The following is a 25,852-nucleotide window of genomic DNA, read 5'->3' as shown; positions in this document are numbered from 1 at the left end:
CAAAAGGCGAACCGGTGAAGCGGAGACTTAGCGTGTTAACCACACGACATCGCGACGGGCGTCGTCAAGCCGTTCCAACCCTCTCAGCCCCAACGAAAAAAGGGCCGGGCGTCGCCGCCCGGCCCCTTCTATTCGCGGCTCGGCTGAGCCTTACAGTTTGAAGCGCACGCCGACGAAGACGTTGTAGCCGAACTTCTCGTACTCATAGGTCCTTTCCTTGACCCCGTAGTAGCGGACGCCCGCCGAGTCGGTGAGGTTCTTGGCCTCGCCGAACACTTCGACGCCGTTGCCGAAGTCGTAGCTGGTGGTGAAGTCCAGCTGACCGCGACCTTCGACATACAGATCCTTGCCCGGATTGGTCGCGTCGATCGCCTCCAGGAAGTCCCCGCGGTGGGTGTAGGAGATCCGCGCGCTGAACCCGTACCGCTCATAGAAGAGAGCGGCGTTGTAGGTTTCGTCCGACTGACCCGGCAGGGCGAAGGTGTCACGGCCGGCGAAGGCGCGGCTGGTTTTGATTTCCGCATCCGTCAGGGTGTAGTTGGCGAAGACGCCGAAGCCGGACGCCCAGCTCGGCAGGAAGTCGAACGTCTGCTGCCAGTTGAACTCGACGCCGGCGATGTGGCCGTCGCGAGCGTTGCGGGCCTCGGTCACCTGGGCGACCGTGCTGGTCGGGGTGACGTAGGGCACATTGTCCGTCACCAGGGTGAAGCGGTAGTTGGACAGGTCCTTGTAGAAGGCGTTGGCCGAGATCACGCCCAGAGGACGCAGATAGTATTCCAGACCCAGATCGACGTTGTTCGACAGGGTCGGCTTCAGATCGGGATTGCCCCGCGTCACGGTCGTGCGGCCGCTGTCGGTCGTTTCCAGAACGCGCGGGACGATGTCCGTATAGTCCGGACGCGAGATGGCGCGGGTCAGGGCGAACCGTCCGATCAGCTGATCGCTGAAGCTGTGGCGCAGCGTCAGATTGGGGAAGAAGTCCGTCTGATCGCGATCGACCGTGACCGGGGTCTGGGCGCCCGACAGGGCGACGCTGGTCGCCGACCCTTCGAAGTCCGTCTTCTCGACGCGCAGACCCACGAGGACATCGGTCGCGCCGAGGTCGAACCTGGCCTGAGCGTAGCCCGCCAGGATGTCTTCCTTGGCGGTGTAGTCGGCGGTGATCGACTGGGGAATGCGGCGCACGCCAGCGGCCGAATCCGGGTTGGTCGAGCCAGCCCGAACCCGGTCGAAATAGTCCGTCACCAAACCGGCGTCGAATTTGAAGCCGAGGTTATAGTCGTAGTTCTGCGACGGACGATCGCTGAGCAGCGAAGCCAGGGTACCCGGATTTGCGGCGGCGGAGCGGTCGCGGAAACGCTCCTCATCGGCCGTCACTTCGCGTGCGCTGTACTTGGCGCCGAACTTGAGCTCGACTTCTCGTCCGCCGATGATCGTGGGCAGTTCGAAGTTGGTCTTGAAGGCGACGTCGTCCTGTTCGGTCGAGTTGGACCGGAAGGTGTTTTCGCGGAATTTATAGTTGTTGGAGTTCAGGTAGAAGCCGGTCGGGTCGGTGAAGACCGAATAGGTCGGCTGATAGTGGTCGGCCGTGTTGTAAAACATCGTCGGCACCGGGTCCGAGCGATAGACCAGTTCGTCACGGTGCGGATAGGTCTGCTCGCTGTCGGCGAACGACAGGACGGCGTCCCAGACCGCCCCGTTGCCGAACGTCCGCTGGCCGCCCAACTGCACGGTGGAGATGTCGTTCTCTTGCGTGCGGTGACGCAGTTGCTTGTAGATGCGGGCGTTGTTGAAGGTGGCGCTGGTGTCGGTCGATCCCGGTTGCAGCGTGCCGTCGCTGTAGGTGAAGTTCAGCGTGTTGCGGAACTCGTCGTCGCGGAACTGGGCGTAGGAGCCCTTCAGCCAGACGCGGGTCGCCTCGCTGGGACGCCATTCCAGGGCGCCCGTCACCGCCTTGCGGGTGCGCTCGGTCTCGTAGTCCTTGAACAGGGTGTTCTCGAGACCCCAGATCTGGCCGCCGCCCTGCGCGGGGTTGCGGTTGATCAGCACCCATCCGTTCTCGACGTTGTCGGGACGGCGGTTGGTTTCGGAATAGCTCAACGACACCAGGGCGCCGAAGGTTTGGTTCGGGCCGAAGACGTTGGAAGCCGTCAGGCCGCCGCGATAGTCCTCGCCGCCGTAATCATTGTAGCTGCCGCCCGCGTAACCGCTGAGCGCCAGGCGGCGCTTGTCGAAGGGCGAGCGCGTCTTGATGTCCACGGCGCCGGCGATGGAATCCGCGTCCTGGCTGGGGCGCAGGGTCTTGGAGACCTCGACGGTCGAGACGATGTCCGACGGCAGGGTGTCGAGATCGACCGCGCGGGTCGACGGCGACACGGCGGGGACGGCCACCCCGTCCACCGAGATGGCGGTGAAGCTGGACGGCGCGCCGCGGACATTGATGTAGCGGCCTTCGCCCTGGTCGCGCTGGATGGCGATGCCTTGGACGCGCTGCAGGGACTCGGCGACGTTGGGGTCGGGGTAGCGGCCGATGGCGTCGGCCGACAGGACGTTGATGGTGCCGTCGGCGTTCTTCTGCTGGTTCAGCGAACGGGCCACGCCGTCGGTGATGACGCCGGTGACGATCACGTCGCTGACCGTGGCGGCCTCGGCCGCGCCAAGGGCGATGGCGACTTCGGTTCCACCTTGAACCACATTGACGGTCTGGCTGGCCGAGGGCTGGCCGATGTAGCGCACGTCCAGAACCGCCGTACCGGTCGGCAGAACCAGGTCGAACTCGCCCTGGGTGTTGGTCACGGCGCGTTGGCCGGTAGCGCGAACGACCACCTCCGCACCCGGGAGGGCGTCGCCGGCGGCGTTGGTGACCCGTCCGTGAACCACTTCGCCGGCGACGGCGACCGAGGCGGCCAGGGCGGAGCTCTCATAGGCGTGAGCCGGCAGGGCGGCGGTCACAGCGGCGAGCGACGCGAGCGAGGCGCCCGCGAGGAGATGGAATTTCATGACGATGTCCCCAATGCCGGGTTCAATCCCGACGAATACAGCCGCGCTTAGCGCCGAGCGGCGAAAGGATCGCGACGGTTCAGCGACGCTTGCGGATCGGTTCGGCGTCGCTGGTGTGACAAATCGTCAGTAAGCTGGCGAATCATCGTTCTGTCGTCTCGAAAACGTCACTCATTCGCCGTTGACGCCGTGCGGCGTCTTGCGGATCAGGCGCTTCTCATTCCTTAGGGGGATATCATGAAGGTCAATCAAGGCGCCGTTTGGTCCGGGATCTCGATCTCCGCACTCCTGCTCGCGGCTTGCGCGACCCATGAGGTGGATTTCCAGGGCGAAGGCGAAGGCTTCGTGGGGCCGGGGGCGGAGGTTCAGGCGGTGCTGGAGACCCCCTCGGTCGGCACGGCGGGCCAGGACGCCGCCGACGACCCGGCCGTCTGGGCGTCGTCAACCCCGGTGACGGTCGGGGGCCAGACCACGCTCGGTTTCGTCGCCGGCACGGACAAGAAGTCGGGTCTTTACATCTACGGCCTCGACGGGCGGATCCTGCAATTCCTGCCGGAGGGCCTGCTGAACAACGTCGATCTGGTCGAAGGTCTGACCGTCGAGGGCCGTCCGCAGATCGTCCTGGGCGCCAGCGACCGCACGCCGGGCAAGACGGGGGTGTCTCTGTATCTGTTCGACCCGGCGGGAACCGGCGACAACCGCGTGCGGCCCTGGGGCGCCATCGCTACGGACGTGGTCGAACCCTATGGTTTCTGCTTCGCGCGTCGGGGCGATGAGGTCCATGCGATCCTGGTCGGGCATGAGGGCGAGCTGCGCCAGTTCATCCTGAGCGTGGACGCCGCCGGCCGTCCGGCGTCGCGCGAGGTGCGCCGGGCCGAGATCGGTTCGATCTCCGAAGGCTGCGCCGCCGACGAGGCGACCGACGCCCTCTATATTAACGAAGAGAACGTCGGCCTGTGGCGCTATGGCCTCAATCCGGCGACGGGCGCGGCGCGCACCCTGGTCCAGCCGATCGCCAAGGACCGCCTTGTCGCCGACGCCGAAGGGCTGACGACCCTGACCGATGGAGACAAACGTTATCTGATCGCCTCCAGCCAGGGCGATTCGACCTTCCCCGTCTGGCGCATCGACGGCGCGGCGCCCGAATACAAGGGCCGGTTCAAGGTCGTGGACGGGTCGGTGGACGGGATCACCGGCACCGACGGCCTGGCCGCCGCCGGCGGCGCAGTCGGCCCCTTCCCCGAAGGCGTGGTGGTGATCCAGGACGATGTGAACGACGTCGGGACCCAGAATTTCAAATATGTGGACTGGCGCGACATCCGCCGCACCCTGGGGCTCTAGGACCCGCCGGTTCTACTGATCCTCGTCGAACTTGCGGGCGACGAGGTCCGTCAGGGCCTCGATCGCCTCCTGGGCGTCGGAGCCTTCGGCTGAGACCTCGATCTGGCAGCCGATCCCGGCGCCCAGCATCAGCAGGCCCATGATCGACCGGGCGTCCACGGTGACGCCGTCGCGCGAGACATGGATCTCGCTGTCGAAGCTGGACGCCAGCTTGACGAACTTGGCCGAGGCGCGGGCGTGCAGCCCCCGCGCATTGCAGATGTCCAGTGTGGCGGTGACGCTCATTTCTCGCCTGCAAGCACCCAGGACGCGACGGAGATGTATTTGCGACCGGCGTCCTGGGCATGGGCCACACAGGCCTCCAGCGTCTCACGCCCGCGCACGCTGGCCAGTTTGATCAGCATGGGCAGGTTCAGCCCGGCGATGACCTCGGCATGGGTCTGTTCCATCACCGAAATCGCCAGATTGGAAGGCGTGCCCCCGAACATGTCGGTCAGCAGGATGACGCCGTCGCCGTCGTCCACGGCGGCGGCGGCGTCGACGATGTCGCGCCGACGGCGCTCCATGTCGTCTTCGGGCCCGATGCAGATGGCCGCCACCCCGCGCTGCGGGCCGACCACATGCTCCATCGCCGAAAGAAACTCCGAAGCCAGCCCTCCGTGGGTGACGATAACAAGGCCAATCATGAGAACGTCACTCGCATCCCCCGAACCATCCCCGGACCTCTCCCTGTCCGACAGGGAGGCCGGACGCGCCCACCTCGGGACCGCAAGGGCCGTGTCATAGACTCGTTGCGCGCCGGTTCAAAGCGTTCCGAGCGCGACTGCGACCATCTCGACGGCGGACGGGGGGCGGGGATCCAGCGCCAGGAGCGGCAGATCCACCCCCGCGAACCGGCGCGTTTGCGTCTCGGGCAGGCGTTCGACCGCCTCGGGCGCGCAGGCGACGGCCATGACGACACGGGCGATCCAACGTGTTCTGGCGGACACGATTCCGACCCCGCGCGCCTCGATCCGGCCGGCGATCGACTGGGGCGCCGTTGCGTAAAGCGCTCCGTCCGAGGCCCAGACCCGAGTATAGTCGTCGCTGACCAGTCGCCAACCGCGTCCGATCAGCCGCAGCGCCAGATCGCTTTTTCCGGCGCCTGAGGGTCCCAGGATCATCACCGCCCGCCACGCGCCCTCGCCCGGTCCGCGCCGGGCCACCGTCGTGGCGTGGACGGGGGCGTCGATGGGGGCGTGGATCGGGGCGGCCCCGGTCACGGCCGGCGGCCGTTCGCCGGCAGGGCCACCACGAAGCGGGCGCCCAGGATGCGGTCGCCCTCGGTCATATTCTCCGCCCAGGCGCGCCCCCCGTGCGCCTCGACGATCTGGCGGACGATGGACAGGCCCAAACCCGAGTTCGAGCCGAAGGCCGCGCCCTTGGGTCGCGAGGTGTAGAAGCGTTCGAACACCGTCTCGAGATTTTCGGGCGGGACCCCCGGCCCCTGGTCCTCGATCCGGATGCGGATCGGCAGCTCGCCCTCCGTCTCTTCCAGGGTCACGCGCACCGATCCGTCGGCCGGACTGAAGGAGCGGGCGTTGTCGATCAGATTGCGGAAGACCTGGCCCAGAGGCCCGTCGCGCCCCACCACCCGCAGCGCCTGAGCCGGCGGATCATACAGGACCGGAATGTCGCCGGGCTTGGCCGTCGTCTCATAGACGTTGACGATGTCGCTCAGCAGGGTGTTCAGGGCGATGGGGCGGGGCCGATCGCGCGACAGTTCCGCATCCAGCCGCGAGGCGTTGGATATGTCGGTGATCAGCCGATCCAGGCGCCGCACGTCCTGCTGCAGCAGGGCGGTCAGTTTTTCGCGCTGAGCGTCCGTCTTCACCAGGGGCAGGGTCTCCAGGGCCGAGCGGATCGAGGTCAGGGGGTTCTTGATCTCGTGCGACACGTCAGCGGCGAACCGTTCGATCGCGTCCATCCGCGTGGACAGGGTGTCGGTCATCGATTCCAGCGACCGGGCCAGGTCGCCGATCTCATCCTTGCGGTCCTCCAGATCGGGAAGAGAGATGGATCGGGCCCGTTGCAGCTTGACCCCGTCCGCCGCCGCCGAAAGCCGCATGATCGGCCGGGCCACGAACAGATGCAGCAGCAGGGAGGCCAGGAGATTCACCCCCAGGGCCACCAGGGCGAAGGGCACCAGGGCGCGCCTCTGGGCGCCGAGAATCTCATCGACATTGCCGGCCTCGAGGGTCAACACCCCCAGGACCTGACGCACATGGCGGATGGGGATGGAGACGGAGACGACGCGATCGCCCGACTCATTGCGCCGGAGCGTGGTCTGGGGCGCGCCGGCCAGGGCCAGCTCCACCTCGGCCGTCACCTCGCGCTCCGCCGCGTCCTTCTGTTCGGCCCGACGCGCGTTGACGCGCGCCAGATCGCCGGGCGCCTTGGAACCCGCCGGCCGGGCGGGCGGCAAGGCCTGGCCGGGGATGTTTTCGGTGACCTGATAGCTGTCGATGACCTGCAGGCCGTTGATGTCGTACAGGCGCACCCGCTGGCCCTCGGGCACGAAGTTGTCGCGCAGCCAGCGGGCCGCCTCGCCGACGTCCAGCTCCGGCGTGGGCTCGCCTCGCGTGATGCTGAGCTGCCCCAGCACGTTGCCGAGCAGTTCGGCCTGGACCTTCAGCGATTCCTGGCGCGCCTGAATCAACCCCTTGCTCCATTCATTGAGCAGGAGGGCGCCGCCGAACAGGATCAGCAGGCTCAGCAGATTGAGGGCGAGGATAAAGCCGCCGAGCCGCGAGCCGCCGAAGCGGAACAGCGGCCGTCGATGAGGCTCTTCCTCGGCCTCGCGGCCGGGAAGATCAGCTTTCGCGGTATCGGTAGCCGACGCCATACAGGGTCTCGATCGCGTCGAACTCGGGGTCCACGGCGCGGAACTTCTTGCGCATCCGCTTCACGTGGCTGTCGATGGTGCGGTCATCGACATAGACTTGGTCGTCATAGGCCGCGTCCATCAGATTGTCGCGGCTCTTCACGAAGCCGGGGCGCTGGGCCAGGGCCTGAAGCAGCAGAAATTCCGTGACGGTCAGCTTCACCGGCTTGCCGTCCCAGGTCGATTCATGGCGCGCCGGGTCCATGCTGAGCTTGCCGCGCTTTATCGCCTTGCCGGACACCTCGGCCGAGGGCTCGGGCTCCACGCCGTCGGCTCCGGTGCGGCGCAGCAGGGCCTTGACCCGCTCGATCAGCAGCCTCTGGCTGAACGGCTTGTGGATATAGTCGTCGGCGCCGAGGTTGAAGCCTAGGATCTCGTCGATCTCTTCATCCTTGGAGGTCAGCATGATGACCGGGAGCTGCGAGGTCTGGCGCAGCCGGCGCAACACCTCCATCCCGTCCATGCGCGGCATCTTCACGTCAAGAATGGCCAGATCGGGCGGCGTGCTCTCCAAGGCCGCCAGACCCGATGCACCGTCGTGATAGGCGGTGATCTTATGGCCATGGCTTTCCAGCGCCAGCGAGACGGACGTCACGATGTTCTCGTCGTCATCGACCAGGGTGATGTTGGCCAAGGGGTCTTCTCCTGAACTTCCCGTTCCCGAAACCGAGAACGCACGGCAAGCGTAACCGTTCGATCGCGGTTACATTAGGGCCAAGACAGATGGGCCGCCAAGCCGCAGGTTTCAACGACGGCGATAGGCGGATCCTTCAGAAACTGACAATTTACCGGGCAACCCCGCCTTAAAGCCTTGGCGCTTAGGGTGGTCGCATGGCCGGCCCAATCCATTATGAAGTCTATGTCCGAAGGACCGCCCCGGCGGCCTGGGCCCTGCTGATCGCGACCGAAGATCGAAAAACCGCGCTGGAAACCGCCGAAGAGCAGTTTCAGGCCAAACAGGCCGTCGCGGTGCGGGTCACCAAGGAGACGCTGGACCCCGAGACGATGGAGTTCAACAGCCTGACGATTCTGAATCTCGGGCTGCCGGAGGAGAAGTCGAAGAAGAAGCCGGAAGCGGCGGCTCGTCCGGCTTGCAGCTCGCCCAAGGAACTCTATGCGCCCCATGCTCGGGCCCTGATCGGCCGCGTCCTCGAGGACTGGCTGAAGCGGCACGGGGTGACCGCCTTCGAGCTTCTGCACCGGCCGGATCTGGCGGAACGGCTGGACGCCTCGGGCGTCGAACTTCAACATGCCGTTCAGAAGGTGGCCGTGCCCGAAAGCCAGGCCAGCGGCCAGGATCTGCATGGGATGGTGCGCCACTACCAGCGGCTGGCCGACGCCACGATCTCCCAGCTGATGAAGGCGGGCCGAAGCGGCCAGTTTCCGTCACTGGACGATCTTTCGATCGCCGATGTGGCCCATCGCCTGTCGGGATCGGCCGACCGAGCCTTCATCATGGGCGGCGTGGCGGCCCAGGCCCTGGCCGATCGTCAGGGCGCACGGGCGCGGCTGGACCGGCTGATGGATCTGATGGATGGCGCGCCGACGGAAGGGCCGCCGCGCGCCCTGGTGGTGAGCGTCGTCGAGCAGATTGCGACGGAGATGCTGGCGATCCGGTCAAATCTGGCGGACATCCTGGGGCCGTCCTTGGATCTCGGCGCCAGTCTGGCGGCCCTCGTGCGGATGGTGGCGCCCAAGGAGGTGGAGCGGCTGATCGCCGTGGATCCCCGGATGGGGCTTCTGACCCCGACCGTGGATGGCCCCGCAGCCCGGCTCGGCAGCCGGATCGCCGCCGGCGACTTTCCGCGTCTGTCGGCCGCCTTGGCCCGATTCATAACGCGCGAACTGTCCAGTTCCCGCCGCCTGCGCCCCGCTGATCCGGCGGGCGAGATCGATATTCTTCGGACCCTGGCTATGGCCCTGACGTCCGCCTCGGGTCGGCTTTTGACCCTGGAGGAGGTGCAGAACGCCTTCGTCGAGCGGTCCAGAAGCCTGGTCACGCCCGATTTCGTCACCTCCTATGTTCAGTCATGCGCGACCGTATTGGCCGAGGCCGAACATCTGACGCGGCTTTGCGAGAATGTGACCGGCGCCGCCAACAAGCGGGCGGCGGCGCGATGGCTGAGCGGCTGCGTCAAATCGGTGCGGCTTGAGGCCGAGCTCCGGCAATCGACGCCGGGCGGTTCGAACGCCTCGCAGAAACTGCTCACTCTGGCGCGGCTGCAGCGCTCGGTGCGCGCGGTGCAGTTGGGAGAGATCGACGAGCGTGAGATCGCCGCCTCGATCGGGACCTTGGGCGGAACCCTGGAGGCGGACGCCGGCCTGATCAGCCAGATCGCCCGCGCCTCGGCCGCCGTGACGCAGAAGCTGGGCGTCCTGCTGAGAATGGCGGCCGGCGAGACGGCGCCTCTGGGACCGGCCGCCGATCGCGCCCGGGCGGAAGCGCTGCGCATGCTGCGCGCGTCCGAGGTCAAGGAGGCCCTGAGCGTTGAGCCGGAGGCGTCCGCCGCGCTGAACGCCCTGATGCCGGCCGCCGGGATTCGGCTTTAGGCGTCAGTCGAAAATGTCGAAGATGCTGTCGCGCTTCTTCTTCTTGTAGTGATAGCCGTCGTCGCGGCGGCGATCGTCCCTGTAGCCCTTGACTTCTCCATAGTCGGACGGCGCGTTCCAGGGGCGGGTCTGCGGCGAGGGGGGGGCGGCGCGTCCTTCATCGACGGCCGAGGCCATCAGGGTTTCCAACTCGCCGCGATCCAGCCAGACGCCCCGGCAGGTGGGGCACATGTCGAACTGGACGCCGTTCCGATCCAGGCTCTGCATCGGGCTGTTGTCGTTGGGGCACATCAGAAGGGGCATGGGCGGGCTCCTGGTCGGTTGACGATCGGGTGCGACGCGACGGGAAGGCAGGGGGTCCGAGACCCGTCGCGTCGATGCACCCGTGCGGTCCGACATCGCATCGCACGCCCAGGGGAGGGGAAACCCGGCCGCGACGACGCCAGAGGGGCCCGTTCCGCAAAACCAAGCTAAGGGGTCGGCGTCTGCGCCGCCATGCGTCGTGGCGCCACAGGGCGCGGCTTGATCCTGCTCTCGCTTTAATCTGGAGCCTGATTCACCGTTTCAGCGGAACCGCGAAGCGGTTCCTCCTCAACGGATCAGGCTCTAGCAGACCTGACCGGCGGCCCAGCCTGAAGACCAGGCCCACTGGAAATTATAGCCGCCCAGCCAGCCGGTGACGTCCACCGCCTCGCCGATGAAATAGAGGCCGGGGACGGACTTCACGACCAGAGTCTGCTGGTCCAGGGCGGCGGTGTCGATCCCGCCCAGGGTGACCTCGGCCGTGCGGTAGCCTTCGGACCCCACCGGTTTCACCGTCCAGGCGTTGACCGCCTGGTCCAGTCGCCGCAGGGCCTTGTCCGACAGATCGGCCAGATTGCCCGCCACGCCTTCGCGCGCGCACAGGCTCTCGGCCAGCCGACGCGGCACGATCTGGGACAGGGCGGTGTGGACCGCCTGGCGTCCGTTCGCCGCCTTGGCGGCCTTCAGCGCCTCGAACACGTCGTGATCCGGGGCCATGGCGGCGACTATGGGCTCGCCCTCGCGCCAGTAGGAGCTGATCTGAAGTATGGCCGGACCGCTCAGGCCGCGGTGGGTGAACAGCATGGCTTCGTCGAACCGGGCCCTGCGCGTCTTCTCGGCCGGGGCCGAGGCCACGCGAGCCTCCACCGCAACCCCGGCGAGCGGCGTCAGGGTCTCCAGCAGGCCCGCCTCGAACGTCAGCGGCACGAGAGCGGGACGGGTCTCGGTCACGCGGATGTCGAACTGCCGCGCGACCTCATAGGCCCAGCCGGTCGCCCCCATCTTGGGAATGGACTTTCCGCCTGTGGCGACCACCAGCGAGGCCGTCGCGATCTCGGACCCATCAGACAGGCCGATCGACCAGCCCTCGCCCTTTCGGGCGATCCGATCGACGCCGGTCTTCATCCGCAGCTCGACCCCGGCCTCCGCCAGGGCGTCGGTCAGCAGTCGCACGATCTGTTTGGCGCTGCCGTCGCAGAACAGCTGGCCCAGGGTCTTCTCATGCCAGGCGATGCCCGCCTGATCGACCCGCTTTATAAAGTCCTGGGGGGTGAACCGGCGCAGGGCCGAGGTGGCGAACCGGGGGTTTTCACCCAGAAAGTTCGCCGGCCCGCAGCCCAGATTGGTGAAGTTGCACCGTCCGCCGCCGGAGATGCGGATCTTCTCGCCGGGATGGGCCGCGTGATCGACGACCAGAACCCGACGGCCGCGCCGCCCGGCCTCGGCGGCGCACATCATGCCGGCGGCGCCGGCCCCGACCACCAGGACGTCGAACGACGCCCGGCTCACGAGACCGGCTCCGGAAGGCGGTTCTTAGTAGCGGTAGTGTTCGGGCTTGAACGGCCCTTCGACCGGCACGGAGATGTAATCGGCCTGTTCCTTGTTCAGCACGGTCAGCTTGGCGCCCAGCTTGCCCAGGTGCAGGGCCGCGACCTTTTCGTCCAGGTGCTTGGGCAGGGTGTAGACCTTGGTCTCATAGGCCGACTTGTTGGTCCAGAGTTCGATCTGGGCCAGGGTCTGGTTGGTGAAGGAGGCCGACATCACGAAGGAGGGGTGGCCCGTGGCGTTGCCAAGGTTCACCAGACGGCCTTCCGACAGCAGGATGATCTTGTTGCCGTTCGGGAACTCCACGTGGTGGACCTGAGGCTTGATCTCGTCCCACTTGAAGTTCTTCAGGCCCGCGACCTGAATCTCGGAGTCGAAGTGGCCGATGTTGCAGACGATGGCGTTGTTGCGCATCCGGCGCATGTGGTCGACGGTGATCACATCCTTGTTGCCGGTAGCGGTGACGAAGATGTCGGCCTTGTCTGCGACGTCGTCCAGGGTCTGGACCTCATAGCCTTCCATGGCCGCCTGCAGGGCGCAGATCGGGTCGATCTCGGTCACGATCACGCGGGCGCCGCCCTGACGCAGCGAGGCCGCCGAGCCCTTGCCCACGTCGCCGTAGCCGCAGACCACGGCCACCTTGCCCGACAGCATGACGTCGGTGCCGCGACGGATGGCGTCGACCAGGGATTCACGGCAGCCGTACAGATTGTCGAACTTCGACTTGGTGACGCTGTCGTTGACGTTGATGGCCGGGAAGGGCAATTCGCCGCGCTCCGACATCTGGTAGAGGCGGTGCACGCCGGTGGTGGTCTCTTCCGACACGCCGCCGATGGCGTCGCGGATGGCCGAATAGAAGCCGGGCTTCTCCTTCAGATACCGCTTCATGACCTTGTAGAGGGCTTCTTCTTCCTCATTGGTCGGGTTGTCGAGGACCGAGGGGTCCTTCTCGGCCTTCGGACCGAGCACGCACAGCAGGGTGGCGTCGCCGCCGTCGTCCAGGATCAGGTTCGGATAGCCGCCGTCAGCCCATTCGAAAATCTTGTGGGCGTAGTCCCAGTATTCCTCCAGGGTCTCGCCCTTGACGGCGAAGACCGGGGTGCCGGCTGCGGCGATGGCGGCGGCGGCGTGATCCTGGGTCGAGAAGATGTTGCACGAGGCCCAGCGCACTTCGGCGCCCAGGGCTTCCAGCGTCTGGATCAGAACCGCCGTCTGGATGGTCATGTGCAGGCTGCCGGCGATCCGGGCGCCCTTCAGCGGCTGGTCCTTGCCGAACTCGGCGCGCAGCGCCATCAGGCCCGGCATTTCCGTCTCGGCGATGGCGATTTCCTTCTGGCCCCAGTCGGCCAGAGAGATGTCGCGGATGATGTAGTCGGTCATGGCAGGGGCTCCTGGCCGTAAGGGGGTATTGCGCGCCTCATAGCCCGGCAGGTCTGAAGGAGCAATAAACATATAAGGATGTCCTTATATGCGGGGCGTAGCCGTTTATTAAGCGCCGCGCGTTAGGATCAGGCCATGGAACGCCGCGCCCTTCTCGGTCTCGCCCTTGTCGCAACGGCCGCCGCCTCGGCCTCGCCGGAGCCCGCCGCAGCCTCTTCGAGCAAGGAGGGCGGCGGCGCCTCCACTGAAACCTATTTCCGACTGCCGGTCGTGACCGCCTCCATCGCCGGACTGACCGGGCGCCGGGGGGTTCTGTCGATCGAAACCGGTCTGGACGTGCCTGACGCGGCCCTGCGTCTTCGCGCCCAGCAGTCCACGCCCCGCCTCCGCGCCGCCTATAACACCGCCGCTCAGCAGTTCGCCGCAGGCCTGCGGCCCGGCGCGGCGCCCGACATCGACCGCCTGGCCAACGCCTTGCAGGCGGCGACCAACGCCACCCTGGGCCGCCCCGGCGCCCGGTTGCTGCTGGGCACGGTCATGGCGATCTGATCCGCCCTCTCGGACGGCCGCGTCCACCTCAGAGTCCCCCTCAGAGGAAGGAATAGGGATCGACGTCCACGGCCAGCCGGACCGAGGCCGGAACCTTCACCCGCTGCAGCCAGGCGCGCAGAAAGGCTTGCAGATCGACGTCGCGATCCGCGCGCACCAAGAGCCGCTTGCGCCGACGGCCGCGCACCAGGGCCAGGGGCGCATCGGCGGGGCCATAGACCTCCAGCCGTTCGGCGTTGGGAATGGTCTGGGCCAGGTCGGCGGCGGTCTTCTCCACCGCCTGCGCATTCTCGCTGGACAGGATGATCGCCGCCAGCCGGCCGAAGGGGGGCAGGGACGCCGCCTCCCGCTCGGCCATCTCCGCCTCGACGAAGGCGTCCCGGTCGCCGGCCGCCAGGGCCTGAAGCACCGGATGTTCGGGGGTCCAGGTCTGCAACAGGGCCCGTCCCGGCCGATCCGCCCGGCCCGCCCGTCCCGTCGCCTGGGCCAAGAGCTGATAGGTGCGCTCGGCCGCCCGCAAATCGCCGCCCCTCAGGCCCAGATCCGCATCCACCACCCCGACCAGGGTCAGGCGGGGGAAGTTGTGGCCCTTGGCGGCCGCCTGGGTGGCGACCAGTATGTCGATCTCGCCGTCGGTCATCCGCTGGATCAGGGCCCGGGCCGATTTGGCGTCGGGCGCGGTGTCGGAGCTGAACACCGCCGTCCGCGCCTCGGGGAACAGCTGGCGCACCTCCTCCTCGACCCGTTCGACGCCGGGTCCGACCGAGACCAGACTGTCTTCGGCCCCGCACGACGGGCAGAGTTTCGGCCGGGCCATGGAAAAGCCGGTCAGGTGACAGACCAGTCGGCCGGTGTAGCGATGTTCGACCAGCCAGCTGTCGGTGTCCGGCGCCGTCAGCCTGTGCCCGCAGGCGCGGCACAGGACCACGGGGGCATAGCCGCGTCGGTTCAGGAACAGCAGCGTCTGTTCGCCGCGCACCAGGGTTTCGCCGATCGCCTCCCTCAGGCTCTGCGACAGCCAGGTCTGCGGATCCGGAGGCGCCGCGCGCAGGTCGATCAGGTCGATGTCCGGCAGGACGGCGGTCCCATGCCGCGCGCCCAGCTTCAACCAGTCGTAGCGACCGTTCTGCGCATTCCACAGCGTCTCCAGCGACGGGGTCGCCGAGGCCAGGACTACGGCCGCCCCCTCGATCCGCGCCCGCGCCACGGCCAGGTCCCGGCCGTGATAGACCAGCCCCTCTTCCTGCTTGAACGAGCCGTCGTGCTCCTCGTCGACGATGATCAGCCGCAGATTGACGAAGGGCAGGAACAGGGCGGACCGGGCGCCGACCACGATGTTGCAACGGCCCGCGATGGTCGCCTCCCACACCTGGCGGCGGCGGGGCGGGGCGACGCCGGAATGCCACTCTGCTGGGGCCGCGCCGAAGCGGGCTGCAATCCGTTCGATCAGGGCCTGGGTCAGGGCGATTTCAGGCAAGAGGATCAGGATCTGCGCCGCCGGATCGGCGCGCAGCACCCGCGCGATCGCCTCCAGATAGGCTTCGGTCTTGCCGGACCCCGTGACCCCGTCCAGCAGAAAGGGTCGAAACCCGCCCTGGGTCGCTCCGGCCGCCAGGGCTGAAGCCGCCGCCGCCTGGTCGCCGTTCAGGGTCGCCGGCGCATGGTCGGGATCGGGCCGGGCGAAGGCGGCTTCGGCGGCGATCTCGACGATCTCCAGAACCCCCTCGTCGATCAGTCCCTTCACCACGCCCGCCGACACGCCGGCGTCCCGCGCCAGGTCGGCGGCCGTCATTGATCGCGCGCCCAGGGCCTCCAGCACGCCCGTTCGCGCGGGGGTGGCGCGGGCCGGCTGACGGTCGCCGACCCGCCGCACCCTCCGTTCCGGCCGGGGACGCGGCGCGCGCAGACCCTTCAGCGCGGTGGCCGCCATCTCGCCGGGCGGGGACAGGGTCCAGCGCCCGGCCCATTCGACGAAGTCCATCACCCCTGCCGGCAGGGCGGGGTCGTCCAGTCTCGAGTCCACCGCCTTCAGCCGCCGGTTCGAGCCGGTGGTCTCGAACACCTCGGCCACCACGCCCCGGATCAGGCGCGGACCCAATGGGACGGCGACCTGATCGCCGCGCGCCAGGCTCAGCGCCTCGGGAACCTCGTAGTCGAAGGCTTCCGGCACGGGCAGGGGAATGAGGACCGAGGCGACTTTCAACGAACTGCGCCCTCGGCTATGAAGCCGTCCATGAAACTCTTTCTCGATACCGCCGACGTCGCCGTCATCAAGGACATGGTTCCCACCGGCATGGTGGACGGGGTCACCACCAATCCGTCGCTGATCGCCAAGTCGGGTCGGAACATCGCCGAGGTCATCGCCGAAATCTGCGCCCTGGTCGAGGGTCCGATTTCCGCCGAGGCCGTCTCGCTCGATTTCGAGACCATGGTCAAGGAAGGCGACAAGCTGGCCGCCATCGCCCCCAATGTGGTCGTGAAGCTGCCCCTGACCTGGGACGGTCTGCGCGCCTGCCGCGTCTTCGCCGACAAGGGGATCAAGACCAACGTCACCCTGTGCTTCTCGGCCGCCCAGGCCCTGCTGGCCGCCAAGGCCGGCGCCACCTTCGTCTCGCCTTTCGTCGGGCGGCTGGAGGACAACGGCGCTGACGGGATCGCCCTGTTGGAAGAAATCCGGGTGATGTACGACGTCCACGGTTTCGAGACCCAGATCCTGGCCGCCTCGCTGCGCAACGTGGCCCATGTGGCCGCCGCCGCTGTGGCCGGATCGGACGCCGCCACCTTCGGCGCCGACACTTTCAAGGCCCTGGTAAAGCACCCGTTAACCGACAAGGGTCTTGATGCCTTTGTGGCGGACTGGGCCAAGACCGGTCAGTCCATCCTGTAACTCGCGCGTCACGGAGAAGGTCTGTTGAGCGGCTCATTGGACCTTTTCGAAACCTCTGAAGCGGACGCCGCCTCGGGCGACGGTCTCCACTGGCCGGATGTTCGCGGCTGGCTGCAGGCCCATCCCCAGATGCTGCTGGACGACCGGTCGCTGCTGGAGGAGATCGGCCTGCGCCCGCACGGTCGCAATGTGATCGAGTTCGGCGCCGCCGCCCTGACGCGGCTTGAGGCGGTGGTCGAGCGCGAGGCCGGCGCCCGGCGCGAGGTCGAGATGATCGCCCGCGCCAATTTCGCCGCCCAGACCCAGACCCACGTCGCCGCCCTGGACCTGATGGAGGCGCGCAATCATTCCGACCTGGCGCGGCGGCTGGATGCGGCGGCCCAGGGCCGGTTCGGCCTGGCCGGCGCCGCCATCGCCCTGGAACGCCCTGGCGGGGTGCCGTTCGGCTGGCGCGGACTGGACGCCGGCGAGGTGGACCGCCTGCTGGGCGACCACGGCCTGAGCTGGCTGGGGCCGATGTTCGACGGGCTCGACCTGTTCGGCGCGGCCGGCGATCAGGTGAAGTCGGTGGCCCTTGTCCGGATGGCGCCGCATCTGACCCCCGGCGAACCGCCCCGACCCTGCTTGTGCGCCTTCGGCTCGCCCGAGCCCGAGGGTTTCACCCCCAACATGGGCTGCGAACTGGCGGCCTTTCTGGCGCGGGTGGTCGAGCGGATGGCCGAGCGATGGCCGGTGTTGAACTGACTTTCCGTACTTCGCTCACCGTCACCCTCGGGCTTGACCCGAGGGTCGGACGCTCCGTCGCAAATGCGTACGGGTTGGCGCGCGATCCCCGCCATTCGCCTCGCTCAACGCCCGATCCTCGGATCAAGCCCGAGGGTGACGGACAGGAAACGGGCGAATGACCGCCGCCGAGGCCCTCCACGCCTGGCTGGAGCATCTGGCGCACGAGCGACGGCTGTCGCCCCGCACCCTGGAGGCCTACGGCCATATCGGCCGGCTCTATGTCGCCTTTCTCGAACGCCATCGCGGCGAGACCCTGACGCTGAAAGGCCTGGGAACCATCACTGCCGCCGAGGTGCGCGCCCATTTAGCCGACCGCCGCAGCGGCGATCACCCCCTGGCGGCCCGATCCCTGAGCCAGACCCTGTCGGCCGTTCGGGGCTTTCACGCCTTTCTGGACCGGCGGCTGGACACGCCCGCCCCCCAGCTGGCTCTGGTGCGCGGTCCCCGGATCAAGCCGTCCCTGCCCCGCCCCGTCAGCGAGGACCAGGCGCGCGGCCTGCTGGCCGAACCCGACGCCGATCCAGACGCCGAACCCTGGGAAGCCGCGCGCGACCGGGCCGTCCTGACCCTGCTGTACGGCTGCGGCCTGCGGATTTCCGAAGGCCTGTCTCTCGTCCGCGCCGATGCGCCCCTGGGCGAGACCCTGCGCATCGTCGGCAAGGGCGCCAAGACCCGGGTCGCGCCCGTTCTGCCGGCCGTTCGCGCGGCCGTGGACGCCTATCTGGCGCTGCTGCCCTTCCCGCTTCAGCCGTCAGACGCCCTGTTCCGGGCTCGGCGCGGCGGCCCGCTCAGCCCGCGCCACGTCCAGGCCTCGGTCCAGCGACTGCGCGGGCGGCTGGGCCTGCCCGAACGCACCACCCCCCACGCCCTGCGCCACAGTTTCGCGACCCATCTGCTGGGGGCCGGCGCCGACCTGCGCTCGATCCAGGAACTGCTGGGCCACGCCAGCCTGTCCACCACTCAGAAATACACCGGCGTCGATGCGGAGCGCCTGTTGAGCGCCTATTCTGCGGCCCATCCGCGCGCGAGCGGCGCCTGACAGATCAGGGCGCCGTGGTCGTGACGGGCATGCGCATCGCCAGGATTTCCCGTGTTCGCCGGGTGATGCCGTAGAGGACGCCGGGCTCGCTTTCATCCCAGTCGATCGCCTGTCCCTCGGCCTCTATGCCGAGGGTCTCCAGATGATCCAGAACTCCCCCGCCGTCGGGCAGGGCGACGACATAGAGTTCGGGCCGGTCGTGGCCGGTCAGATAGAGACGTCCGTCCGGTCCCCAGCCGCCGCCGGAAATGCTCATCGGCGCAATCCGCTCCAGAATGGAGGCCGGCAGCCCCCAGGCCTCCAGCCGTCGCCACTGGTCGTCGAACCGCACCAGGGTGGTGTGGCGGTGGTCGCGCGGCGCCTCGCCCCCGCGACCGTCATAGTTCGCGAACATGGCCCACCAGGCGCCGTCATGTCGATCAACCCAGGTGATCGAACCCGTCCCCAGACCCAGGGCGACGCTGCGCTTGTGATGCAGGTCGACGGCGTCGAAGACCTCCACCGTGCTGATCTGAGGAACGGCGGGAAAGTTGGAGCTGGCGCAGACCAGTTCGCCGTCGATCACGGCGCAGGAGTTGATGTGCGGAAATCGGGCGCGGTCGCCGGTCCATTCGGCCTGTTTGGCGCCCGTCTTCTTGTCATAGCGCACAATCGACCAGTTGGAGACGGCGTAGACGTCATCGGGTCCCACCGCCGCGCCCTGACGCGCCTCGGCCTCATAGCGACGCAGGGTCTGAGCCTCGCCCGCGAGAACGATCGGCGCGACCGCGTCGCCTCCGCCCGTCGGCGCGGCCTGGGCGGCGGAGACAAGCAGAGACAAGAGCATTGAAGCGAGCATGACGGAGGTTCCTTCAAAAGGACAGGGGCCGCCTCCTGGGGGAGGCGGCCCCTTGCGTGGCGGGGATCAGAAGCTGGCGGAGAGGCCGACCCAGTAGGTCCGGCCGTAGTTCGCCGATTCCTGAAGATAGGTTCGACCCGGGCCGGTCACTTCGCGACGGCCCGAGTTGGACAGGTTCTGGCCTTCCACAAAGACGGTGAGGCCGTTGCCGAAGCGCCAGCTGACCGAGGCGTCATAGACGTGGCGCCCCTTCCAATACTGGTCGGCGTTCGGGATGGTGTCGTTGATCGTTTCCAGGAAGCCGCCGATATAGTTGTGCGAGACGCGGGCCTCGATCGGGCCGCGCTGATACCAGATCGATTCATTGGTGGTGGTCGCAGGCTGCTGGAACAGGCCCGTGTGACGCTTGCCCGCCGTGGTCAGGAAGGTGAACTCCGTGTCCAGGAAGGTGGCGTTGGCGCTGACGCCCAGGCCGTCGAACGGCGCCGGCAGCATGGTCAGGGCCTGCTGGAAGGCGACTTCGACGCCGCGAATCTTGGCCGTTTCGGCGTTCGTCGGCGTCGAGACGATCACCGCCTCCACGCCCCGGCCCACGTCCAGGTTCTGGACCGAGCTGAGGGTGAAGATCTCGTTGGCGATGTCCTTGGTGAACAGGGCCACCGACATCAGCCCGTCGGTCGGATAGTATTCGAACGACAGGTCCAGACCCTCGCTCTCACGCGCCTTCAGGCCGGGGTTGCCGCGTGACAGGGTCGGCTGCGAGCCGTCGAAGCTGATGCTCTCGCTGGCGGCGAGCGAACCGAAGTCCGGTCGGCCGATGGTGTTGGTCCAGGCGGCGCGGACGACCACGTTTTGACGCAGGTTCCAGCGCAGGTGCAGGCTGGGCAGCCAGTTGTCGTAGTCGCCGCTGTTCGACACCGGCGTCAGGACGCCGCCGGACAGGCGGGCGGCGTCTGAACTGACTTCGGTCTTCTCATAGCGCAGTCCGCCCAGCAGGATCAGGTCGCCGATCTTGTAGCTGGCCTGGGCGTAGCCGGCGAAGACGTCCTCGGTGACGTCATAGTCGCCGGTCGGGGCGGCGGTCTTGGCGTCGAAGCTGGCCGCGTTGGCCGCATAGAAGGCCTCCGCCGTGGCGACGTCGATGCGCGGCGTCAGACGATACTGGCCTTCGATCAGCTTGTCCGGCCCGGGACGATCGACCTTGTCCAGCGTATAGATAAAGCCGGTCTTGGGGGTGTAGTCGGTGCGGCTGGACCGATAGCTGCGATCGCTGGAGCGCCACACGGCGCCGACCTTCGCCTTCAGGTTCCGCGTCTCGCCGCCGTCGTCGAAGGCCAGGTTGAACCGCGCCTGGGTGGTGTCTTCATCGGTCCGCAGCAAGGACACGCGCCGTTGCTGGAGATTGAACAGGGTCGGATCGCGGAAGGCCGTCGGATTGGTCGGCGTGAACACAGGGAAAAAGTTCGAGGTGTCGTAGCGGAAGCCGAAGTTGGCGTTCGACGCCGTGCGGAACTCCATCGAGGTGTTGGGGGTCTCTGAGCCCGCCTGTGAATAGACGAGATCGCCGTCCAGCCGCCATTGCGGGGTGGCGTCCCACCGGAAGGCGGTGCGGCCCAGGCCGATCTCGCGACGGGTGATGGGCTGGTTCAGACCGATGATGTTGCGGCCCGTGGCGAAGGTTCCCGAGGTGCGGGTCTGGTTGGTCACATTGCCGACCGGCTCGGTGCGGAATTCGGTCCGCTCTTCATTGTCCTCCATCCGGGCGTACAGGGCCGAGGCCTCCCAGCGGAAATCGACGCTCGGCCGCCATTCCAGCTTTCCGTTCGCGCCCGAACGCTGTTTGGTGTTGTTGTACCAGAACAGGCGCAGCTGGGTCGGCACCTGGATTCCGTTGCCGGCCGGAGAGCCCGAGTTCACCGGCTTGCCGGCCGCATCGTATTCGCGGATCGAAGGCGCGGCCGATTCCGCCTGTGGAATGTCGTAGTCGAGCTGCTCGTGGGAGGCGCCGATCACCACGCCCCATTCGTCGGCCGCGCCGAAGCGGCGACCGGCGGCGAAGGCCAGGCGATAGGACGGATCGTCGTTGCGGACGTCGCCGTGCTGTTCATAGACGCCGTAGGAGGCCATGCCGTTGAAGAAGGGTTTGACGGCGTCGAACGCGCTTCGGGTGGCGACATTGATCACGCCGCCGATGGCGTTGCCGTCGTTCTCGGGCGTGACCGTCTTGATCACCTCGACCCGGCCGGCCATCACAGAGGGCACGATGTCCATCGGCACGGTGCGGGCGCTTTCATCCACCGAACCCACGAAGGCGCCGTCGATGGTCGTGCGGTTGTAGGTGGAGGCCAGGCCCCGAAGGATCGGCCAGCGCGGCTCGCCCTGATCCTCCATCACCGAGACGCCGGGAATGCGGCGCAGGGCGGCGGCGGTGTTGTGGTCCGGCAGCTTGCCGATGTCGTCGGCGGAGACGGCGTCCATCACCTCGAACTCAGCGCGCTTCACGGCGATGGCGGCGCGCTGCGCCTCGCGCTGGCCGGTCACGACGATCTCATCGACCTCGGCGGTCGGGTTGTCCTGAACCTGGGCCTGGGCGCTGGCCGCAAGTCCGGCGCTGATCAGGGCGGTGGTGGCGAGCAGAAACCGTTGCCGGCTCTGTGACGAAAAACACATGTTCTATCCCCCAACGTCGAATTTCGACGGGGCTCGCATAGGGGGCGGAGGCGACGTGCAGGCGTCTGTTCTGTGTCGCGCCCGACAACAGTGGGTGGAGATTCGATGGCGATTTCGCCGCTACGCGCCCTTTGCGACCCGAGGCTGTGCGGAGATTGCGACAGTCGGTCGATTGTCAAAACCTGAGCCGCCTCGGCGCAAACGGGACGTTAACCGAAGCGGCGCACCCTCTTGTCAATGTGGCCGCCGGAAACGTCTGGTGGCCGTGGAGGGCCGGCCCATGTCGACCAAGATGACTTCGAGCGTGCGTCGCCACAGCGACCATTTCGAACCGCAGGACACCGATCCGCACGAGCAGCGCCGCCTGCGCGGCCAGTTGGAGCAGATCGACTACGCCGCCTATGTCGCCAATAAGGAGCTGATCGGCCACACCCTGACCGGTCTGGACGCCGCCTCGCTTCAGAAACTGGCGGTCCTGACCGCCGGCGCCCGCGCCAAATGGGGGGCCGAGGCCCTGCGCCTGGCCCATTCGGGCTCGCCCGTCACCCCCGACCAGGTCGCCCGCCTGACCGCCGCCCGCACCGCCTTCGACGAACTCGCCGAAGTCTACGAAGCCCTGCGCCGCATGGTCGAGCGGGGCTATGTGGTGCTGAAATAGGCTCTAAGGACGCCTGGTGGAGCCGAGGGGAGTCGAACCCCTGACCTCGTCATTGCGAACGACGCGCTCTACCAACTGAGCTACGGCCCCGTTCCAGTCAGGAGCAGGCCTCCAGGCGAGCGCGGGACATAGAAGGCGGGCGGGCGTGGTGTCAACGGGCTTGTGCGCGCAATCCGCGCAGGCGACCGCAGAAGATTGTCGGATGGGCGGGGGACGGCTAGAAGCCGAGGTTCGCGCCTTGCAGGAGAATACATATGGGCACCGCCCTGGTCTGGCTTGTGAACACCGTCATCGGCCTGATGGTCTGGTTCATCATCATCCAGGCGATCTTGAGCTGGTTGTTCGCCTTCGACGTGATCAACCATCGCAACCGGTTCGTCAGCCAGGTCGCCGACTTCCTGGACCGGATCACCGCCCCCATTCTGGAACCCTTCCGTCGGATCATTCCGCCGCTGGGCGGGATCGACATTTCGCCCATCGTCGTCCTGCTGCTGCTTCAGTTCGTCCGCATCCTGTTCAACGCCTCGGCGGCCCCGGTCCTGATCGGCATGTTGGGCTGAGGCGCCACGGCGGCGGGAGATTCCGACGCGAGACGGCGATTCCGCCCTTGCGCCCCGCCGCCAGCTTCCTAAAGGTGCCGGCCCCGACCATTATTGACCACGGTTCATGAGCACGATCACCACAGTCGCCGTCCTGGGCGCCGGACAGATGGGCGCAGGCATCGCCCATGCGGTGGCCCTGGGCGGCTATTCGGTCCGACTCTACGACGTGGCGCCCGCGCGACTGCCGCTGGCCCAGGGCGAGATCGCCGCCAGCCTGTCGCGCCACGTCGGCCGCCATCTGGTGACCCAGGCCGAGGCCGACGCCGCCCTGGCCCGGATCGCCGTCACGACGGACATGGCCGAGGCCGTGTCCGACGCGGACCTGGTCATTGAGGCGGCGCTGGAGGACGAGGCGGTCAAGAAGGCCCTTTACGCCGAGGTCGCCCCCCATCTGGGCCCCCAGACCCTTTTGGCCTCCAACACCTCCTCCATTTCGATCACCCGACTGGCCTCGGCCTCGGATCGGCCCGACCGGTTCATCGGCCTTCACTTCATGAAGCCGGCGCCGGTCATGCGACTGGTCGAGATCGTGCGCGGCATCGCCACCTCGGCCGAGACCCATGCGGCGGCCGTCGATTTCGCCGAAAGCCTGGGCAAGACCACCACCGACGCCGAGGACTTCCCGGCCTTCATCGTCAACCGGATCCTGGTGCCGATGATGAATGAGGCGATCTTCGCCCTGTATGAAGGGGTCGGCAACGTCGCCTCCATCGACAAGGCGCTGCGCCTGGGCGCCAACCATCCGATGGGGCCGCTGGAGCTGGCGGACTTCATGGGACTGGACGTGGTCCTGGCCATCATGAACGTCCTGTACGACGGGCTCGCCGACAGCAAATACCGCCCCTGTCCGCTGCTGGTGAAATATGTCGAGGCCGGCTGGCTGGGCCGCAAGAGCGGGCGCGGCTTCTATGACTATTCCGGCGAGACGCCGGCGCCGACGCGATGAGCCGGTTCGAGACCTATGCCGACCTGCCGGGCCAGGCGACCATCCAGTCGCGGCCGGCGCCGCTCTATCCGATCCTGGCCTCTCTGGCCGGCGCCGCCTGGCCCCCGCTGATTCTGACCCTGCCCTTCTGGCCGCCCAACGCGATCGGGATGGGGCGTGACATCGACTGGCGGATTCTGGTGCTGCTGATCGGTCTGGCGGCCGTTCCTGCGGGCCTGTGGCGGATCAATCAGGAGCGCCGTCGCGAGGGTCGGCCGGGGTCGCGGCTGGGCGTGGTCTGGCGTTTCATGCTGTTCGGCGGCCTGACCGCCGCCCTTGTCCAGGTGGTCGTCAGCCTGGCCATGGTGGTCATGGGCTGGCTGGAGGCGGGCGACCTGATGCAGGGTCTCGGCGCGGCCGAGACGACCCTCCTGATCTTCGGCGTGGGCGGCCTGCCCATCGCCATGATCGTCGGGGTCAGCTACGCTCTGTGGGCGGGTCTTTGCGTGGCCTTCATCGCCTTTGAGGCGCGGCCGACGATCGAGGTCGGGCGGCGTCGCTAAGATTATCCGAGCGCCGCTCAGGCGCTGAAACGCTTCGGGGGAGGCTGTGAATGTCGACGGTGAACCAGACGACGGAACCGACCGGATTGGCGCCGGTCGAGGCGCCCGCCCGTATCGCTTCTCTGGACGTGATGCGGGGGCTGGCGGTCCTGGGCATATTGGCGGTGAACGTCGTCTCCTTCGGCCTGCCCTTCATGGTCTATGGCGATGCGGACCTCAGCCCCTTTCCTGTGACGGGCGCCAACGCCGTGGCCCGTTGGGCGATGGACGTCTTCTTCCACCAGAAGTTCATCACCCTCTTCGCCATGTTGTTTGGCGCTTCGATCTTTCTGGTGGGCGGTGAACGAAGCGATGCGGCGCGGGGGCGGCTGCTGCGCCGGCGCCTGTTCTGGCTGGCTGTGATCGCCCTGATCCACGGCCTGGCCTTCTGGTACGGCGACGTCCTTCTGCTCTACGCCTGGTCCGGCCTGTTCGTCATGCTGATGCGGTCCTTCTCCGCCCCCGTTCTGATCGGGGTCGGGCTGGGGGTCACCCTGGCGCTGGGGGCGATGCAGGCGGGGTTGAGCTGGCTGATGGTCGCCGGCCCCGCAGAAGTGGTCGAGGCGATGAAACAGGGCCAGCCGCAGAACAGCCAGGAGGCCGTCGCCGCCGCCATCGCCGCCTATCGCAGCGGCTGGGCCGGGGCCATGGGCCAGAACCTGACCGCCTGGTTCTTCCTCCAGGGCGCCAGCCTGGCCATGTTCGTCTTTTCGACCGTCGCCCTGATGATGACCGGCATGGGTCTGTTCAAGGCGGGTTTCCTCAGCGGCCGGGCGCCGACCTGGCTCTATCTCTTCGTCCTGGCGGTCGGGAGCGCGGTCCTGGCCCTTGTGGCGACGACCCATTGGACCGAAATCATGGCCGCGCCCGACGCCCATCCGACGCAAGGGCTGGCGGAGGCGGTCGCGGCCTTCCCGATCCTGGTGACCCTGGCCTATGTCAGCCTGATCGTGCTCGTGACCACGCGCGGACCGGCCTGGCTGGTCGCCCCGCTTCGGCCGGTGGGGCAGATGGCCCTCACCAACTATCTGAGCCAGACGCTGATCATGACCACCCTCTTTTACATGCCTTGGGGGCCGCGTCTGTTCGGTCAGGTGGACTATGTCGGCATGTGGGGCTTGGTGGCGGCCGTTTGGGCGGTCCAGCTGATCTGGTCTCCGCTGTGGCTGGCGCGGTTCAGAATGGGGCCGCTGGAATGGGTGTGGCGCTGCCTGACCTATGGGCGGCGCGTGCCGATCCGAAAAGCCGCCTGAT

23 protein-coding genes and 1 tRNA gene are annotated in these 25,852 nt (G+C 67.5%); 11 read left to right on the top strand and 13 right to left on the bottom strand.

Annotation, left to right across the window (positions count from 1 at the left end; genetic code table 11):
• Positions 1–150: 150 nt before the first annotated feature.
• Positions 151–3,000 (bottom strand): TonB-dependent receptor, encoded by a 2,850-nt coding sequence (locus tag ACZ5M6_RS02650; protein ID WP_464159571.1) that lies wholly within the window; start codon positions 2,998–3,000, stop codon positions 151–153.
• Between the two features lie 237 nt (positions 3,001–3,237).
• Between ACZ5M6_RS02650 and ACZ5M6_RS02645 the strand changes: the two genes are divergently transcribed.
• Positions 3,238–4,341 (top strand): phytase, encoded by a 1,104-nt coding sequence (locus ACZ5M6_RS02645; protein ID WP_464159570.1) that lies wholly within the window; start codon positions 3,238–3,240, stop codon positions 4,339–4,341.
• A gap of 12 nt (positions 4,342–4,353) precedes the next feature.
• On the opposite strand, the gene ACZ5M6_RS02640 is transcribed toward ACZ5M6_RS02645, so the two are convergent.
• The 5 genes from ACZ5M6_RS02640 to ACZ5M6_RS02620 form a co-directional block, all read right to left on the bottom strand.
• Entirely contained in the window at positions 4,354–4,626 is a 273-nt protein-coding gene (locus ACZ5M6_RS02640; RefSeq protein ID WP_054764348.1) for an HPr family phosphocarrier protein, read from the bottom strand.
• The gene (locus tag ACZ5M6_RS02635; RefSeq protein WP_054764347.1) at positions 4,623–5,027 is read right to left on the bottom strand and encodes a PTS sugar transporter subunit IIA; all 405 of its coding nucleotides are present in this window, start codon (positions 5,025–5,027) and stop codon (positions 4,623–4,625) included. The genes ACZ5M6_RS02640 and ACZ5M6_RS02635 overlap by 4 nt, the downstream gene beginning before the upstream one ends.
• Positions 5,028–5,144: 117 nt before the next feature.
• A complete protein-coding gene (locus ACZ5M6_RS02630) occupies positions 5,145–5,603 on the bottom strand; it encodes an HPr kinase/phosphorylase (RefSeq protein WP_464159566.1) in 459 nt (152 codons plus the stop codon).
• On the bottom strand, positions 5,600–7,225 hold the full coding sequence (locus tag ACZ5M6_RS02625) for an ATP-binding protein (RefSeq protein WP_444571606.1): 1,626 nt from the start codon (positions 7,223–7,225) through the stop codon (positions 5,600–5,602). The genes ACZ5M6_RS02630 and ACZ5M6_RS02625 overlap by 4 nt, the downstream gene beginning before the upstream one ends.
• Complete coding sequence (locus tag ACZ5M6_RS02620) at positions 7,194–7,898, bottom strand: response regulator transcription factor (protein ID WP_054764344.1); 705 nt, start codon at positions 7,896–7,898, stop codon at positions 7,194–7,196. The genes ACZ5M6_RS02625 and ACZ5M6_RS02620 overlap by 32 nt, the downstream gene beginning before the upstream one ends.
• 197 nt (positions 7,899–8,095) lie before the next feature.
• Here ACZ5M6_RS02620 and ACZ5M6_RS02615 point away from each other — a divergent pair, with 197 nt between their 5' ends.
• Positions 8,096–9,814, top strand: a complete 1,719-nt coding sequence (locus ACZ5M6_RS02615; protein WP_464159564.1) for a hypothetical protein — start codon at positions 8,096–8,098, stop codon at positions 9,812–9,814.
• Between the two features lie 3 nt (positions 9,815–9,817).
• Here the strand turns inward: ACZ5M6_RS02615 and ACZ5M6_RS02610 are convergent, their stop codons facing one another.
• The 3 genes from ACZ5M6_RS02610 to ahcY form a co-directional block, all read right to left on the bottom strand.
• Complete coding sequence (locus ACZ5M6_RS02610; protein WP_464159562.1) at positions 9,818–10,117, bottom strand: TFIIB-type zinc ribbon-containing protein; 300 nt, start codon at positions 10,115–10,117, stop codon at positions 9,818–9,820.
• 303 nt (positions 10,118–10,420) lie between these two features.
• Positions 10,421–11,626, bottom strand: a complete 1,206-nt coding sequence (locus tag ACZ5M6_RS02605; protein WP_464159561.1) for a BaiN/RdsA family NAD(P)/FAD-dependent oxidoreductase — start codon at positions 11,624–11,626, stop codon at positions 10,421–10,423.
• Positions 11,627–11,650: 24 nt separating this feature from the next.
• Positions 11,651–13,042: an adenosylhomocysteinase gene (ahcY, locus tag ACZ5M6_RS02600; protein WP_182713753.1), complete on the bottom strand. Its 1,392-nt coding sequence runs from the start codon at positions 13,040–13,042 to the stop codon at positions 11,651–11,653.
• Positions 13,043–13,177: 135 nt separating this feature from the next.
• Between ahcY and ACZ5M6_RS02595 the strand changes: the two genes are divergently transcribed.
• Complete coding sequence (locus tag ACZ5M6_RS02595; RefSeq protein ID WP_464159559.1) at positions 13,178–13,591, top strand: Tat pathway signal protein; 414 nt, start codon at positions 13,178–13,180, stop codon at positions 13,589–13,591.
• Positions 13,592–13,631: 40 nt separating this feature from the next.
• Here the strand turns inward: ACZ5M6_RS02595 and ACZ5M6_RS02590 are convergent, their stop codons facing one another.
• On the bottom strand, positions 13,632–15,794 hold the full coding sequence (locus tag ACZ5M6_RS02590; RefSeq protein ID WP_464159557.1) for a primosomal protein N': 2,163 nt from the start codon (positions 15,792–15,794) through the stop codon (positions 13,632–13,634).
• A 30-nt stretch (positions 15,795–15,824) separates the two neighbouring features.
• Between ACZ5M6_RS02590 and fsa the strand changes: the two genes are divergently transcribed.
• The 3 genes from fsa (at position 15,825) to ACZ5M6_RS02575 (ending at position 18,303) form a co-directional block, all read left to right on the top strand.
• Positions 15,825–16,478 (top strand): fructose-6-phosphate aldolase, encoded by a 654-nt coding sequence (gene fsa / locus ACZ5M6_RS02585; RefSeq protein ID WP_287398013.1) that lies wholly within the window; start codon positions 15,825–15,827, stop codon positions 16,476–16,478.
• A gap of 36 nt (positions 16,479–16,514) precedes the next feature.
• Positions 16,515–17,222 carry a DUF484 family protein gene (locus tag ACZ5M6_RS02580; RefSeq protein WP_464160091.1) on the top strand — a complete coding sequence of 236 codons (708 nt, stop codon included), beginning with the start codon at positions 16,515–16,517 and terminating at the stop codon, positions 17,220–17,222.
• A gap of 157 nt (positions 17,223–17,379) precedes the next feature.
• Positions 17,380–18,303 (top strand): tyrosine recombinase XerC, encoded by a 924-nt coding sequence (locus ACZ5M6_RS02575; protein WP_191558412.1) that lies wholly within the window; start codon positions 17,380–17,382, stop codon positions 18,301–18,303.
• 4 nt (positions 18,304–18,307) lie between these two features.
• On the opposite strand, the gene ACZ5M6_RS02570 is transcribed toward ACZ5M6_RS02575, so the two are convergent.
• Positions 18,308–19,141, bottom strand: a complete 834-nt coding sequence (locus tag ACZ5M6_RS02570; RefSeq protein WP_464159555.1) for a hypothetical protein — start codon at positions 19,139–19,141, stop codon at positions 18,308–18,310.
• 66 nt (positions 19,142–19,207) lie between these two features.
• Complete coding sequence (locus ACZ5M6_RS02565; RefSeq protein WP_464159553.1) at positions 19,208–21,811, bottom strand: TonB-dependent receptor; 2,604 nt, start codon at positions 21,809–21,811, stop codon at positions 19,208–19,210.
• Positions 21,812–22,091: 280 nt separating this feature from the next.
• Between ACZ5M6_RS02565 and ACZ5M6_RS02560 the strand changes: the two genes are divergently transcribed.
• Complete coding sequence (locus ACZ5M6_RS02560; RefSeq protein ID WP_054766780.1) at positions 22,092–22,469, top strand: hypothetical protein; 378 nt, start codon at positions 22,092–22,094, stop codon at positions 22,467–22,469.
• A gap of 14 nt (positions 22,470–22,483) precedes the next feature.
• Here the strand turns inward: ACZ5M6_RS02560 and ACZ5M6_RS02555 are convergent.
• A tRNA-Ala gene (locus ACZ5M6_RS02555) sits at positions 22,484–22,559 on the bottom strand.
• 164 nt (positions 22,560–22,723) lie between these two features.
• On the opposite strand from ACZ5M6_RS02555, the gene ACZ5M6_RS02550 reads away from it, so the two are divergent.
• The 4 genes from ACZ5M6_RS02550 to ACZ5M6_RS02535 all read left to right on the top strand — a co-directional run bounded on the left by ACZ5M6_RS02550 (position 22,724) and on the right by ACZ5M6_RS02535 (position 25,851).
• Entirely contained in the window at positions 22,724–23,029 is a 306-nt protein-coding gene (locus ACZ5M6_RS02550) for a YggT family protein (RefSeq protein WP_054764334.1), read from the top strand.
• 106 nt (positions 23,030–23,135) lie between these two features.
• On the top strand, positions 23,136–24,017 hold the full coding sequence (locus ACZ5M6_RS02545) for a 3-hydroxybutyryl-CoA dehydrogenase (protein ID WP_464159551.1): 882 nt from the start codon (positions 23,136–23,138) through the stop codon (positions 24,015–24,017).
• Positions 24,014–24,559 carry a phthalate transporter gene (locus ACZ5M6_RS02540; protein WP_191558671.1) on the top strand — a complete coding sequence of 182 codons (546 nt, stop codon included), beginning with the start codon at positions 24,014–24,016 and terminating at the stop codon, positions 24,557–24,559. Before ACZ5M6_RS02545 ends, ACZ5M6_RS02540 begins: the two co-directional genes overlap by 4 nt.
• A 50-nt stretch (positions 24,560–24,609) precedes the next feature.
• Complete coding sequence (locus tag ACZ5M6_RS02535) at positions 24,610–25,851, top strand: DUF418 domain-containing protein (RefSeq protein WP_054764331.1); 1,242 nt, start codon at positions 24,610–24,612, stop codon at positions 25,849–25,851.
• Position 25,852: the final 1 nt, after the last annotated feature.

This window comes from Brevundimonas sp. Br13 (assembly GCF_055391505.1).
Note: the sequence above shows the minus strand (reverse complement) of the source record. Positions and strands in the feature narration are given on the sequence as shown.

Coding starts and splice junctions, on each gene's coding strand:
- ACZ5M6_RS02645 (WP_464159570.1), top strand. CDS start 3,238: ATGAAGGTCAATCAAGGCGCCGTTTGGTCCGGGATCTCGATCTCCGCA.
- ACZ5M6_RS02550 (WP_054764334.1), top strand. CDS start 22,724: ATGGGCACCGCCCTGGTCTGGCTTGTGAACACCGTCATCGGCCTGATG.
- ACZ5M6_RS02650 (WP_464159571.1), bottom strand. CDS start 3,000: ATGAAATTCCATCTCCTCGCGGGCGCCTCGCTCGCGTCGCTCGCCGCT.
- ACZ5M6_RS02635 (WP_054764347.1), bottom strand. CDS start 5,027: ATGATTGGCCTTGTTATCGTCACCCACGGAGGGCTGGCTTCGGAGTTT.
- fsa (WP_287398013.1), top strand. CDS start 15,825: ATGAAACTCTTTCTCGATACCGCCGACGTCGCCGTCATCAAGGACATG.
- ACZ5M6_RS02535 (WP_054764331.1), top strand. CDS start 24,610: ATGTCGACGGTGAACCAGACGACGGAACCGACCGGATTGGCGCCGGTC.
- ACZ5M6_RS02610 (WP_464159562.1), bottom strand. CDS start 10,117: ATGCCCCTTCTGATGTGCCCCAACGACAACAGCCCGATGCAGAGCCTG.
- ACZ5M6_RS02595 (WP_464159559.1), top strand. CDS start 13,178: ATGGAACGCCGCGCCCTTCTCGGTCTCGCCCTTGTCGCAACGGCCGCC.
- ACZ5M6_RS02640 (WP_054764348.1), bottom strand. CDS start 4,626: ATGAGCGTCACCGCCACACTGGACATCTGCAATGCGCGGGGGCTGCAC.
- ACZ5M6_RS02565 (WP_464159553.1), bottom strand. CDS start 21,811: ATGTGTTTTTCGTCACAGAGCCGGCAACGGTTTCTGCTCGCCACCACC.
- ACZ5M6_RS02545 (WP_464159551.1), top strand. CDS start 23,136: ATGAGCACGATCACCACAGTCGCCGTCCTGGGCGCCGGACAGATGGGC.
- ACZ5M6_RS02540 (WP_191558671.1), top strand. CDS start 24,014: ATGAGCCGGTTCGAGACCTATGCCGACCTGCCGGGCCAGGCGACCATC.
- ACZ5M6_RS02625 (WP_444571606.1), bottom strand. CDS start 7,225: ATGGCGTCGGCTACCGATACCGCGAAAGCTGATCTTCCCGGCCGCGAG.
- ahcY (WP_182713753.1), bottom strand. CDS start 13,042: ATGACCGACTACATCATCCGCGACATCTCTCTGGCCGACTGGGGCCAG.
- ACZ5M6_RS02560 (WP_054766780.1), top strand. CDS start 22,092: ATGTCGACCAAGATGACTTCGAGCGTGCGTCGCCACAGCGACCATTTC.
- ACZ5M6_RS02575 (WP_191558412.1), top strand. CDS start 17,380: ATGACCGCCGCCGAGGCCCTCCACGCCTGGCTGGAGCATCTGGCGCAC.
- ACZ5M6_RS02570 (WP_464159555.1), bottom strand. CDS start 19,141: ATGCTCGCTTCAATGCTCTTGTCTCTGCTTGTCTCCGCCGCCCAGGCC.
- ACZ5M6_RS02615 (WP_464159564.1), top strand. CDS start 8,096: ATGGCCGGCCCAATCCATTATGAAGTCTATGTCCGAAGGACCGCCCCG.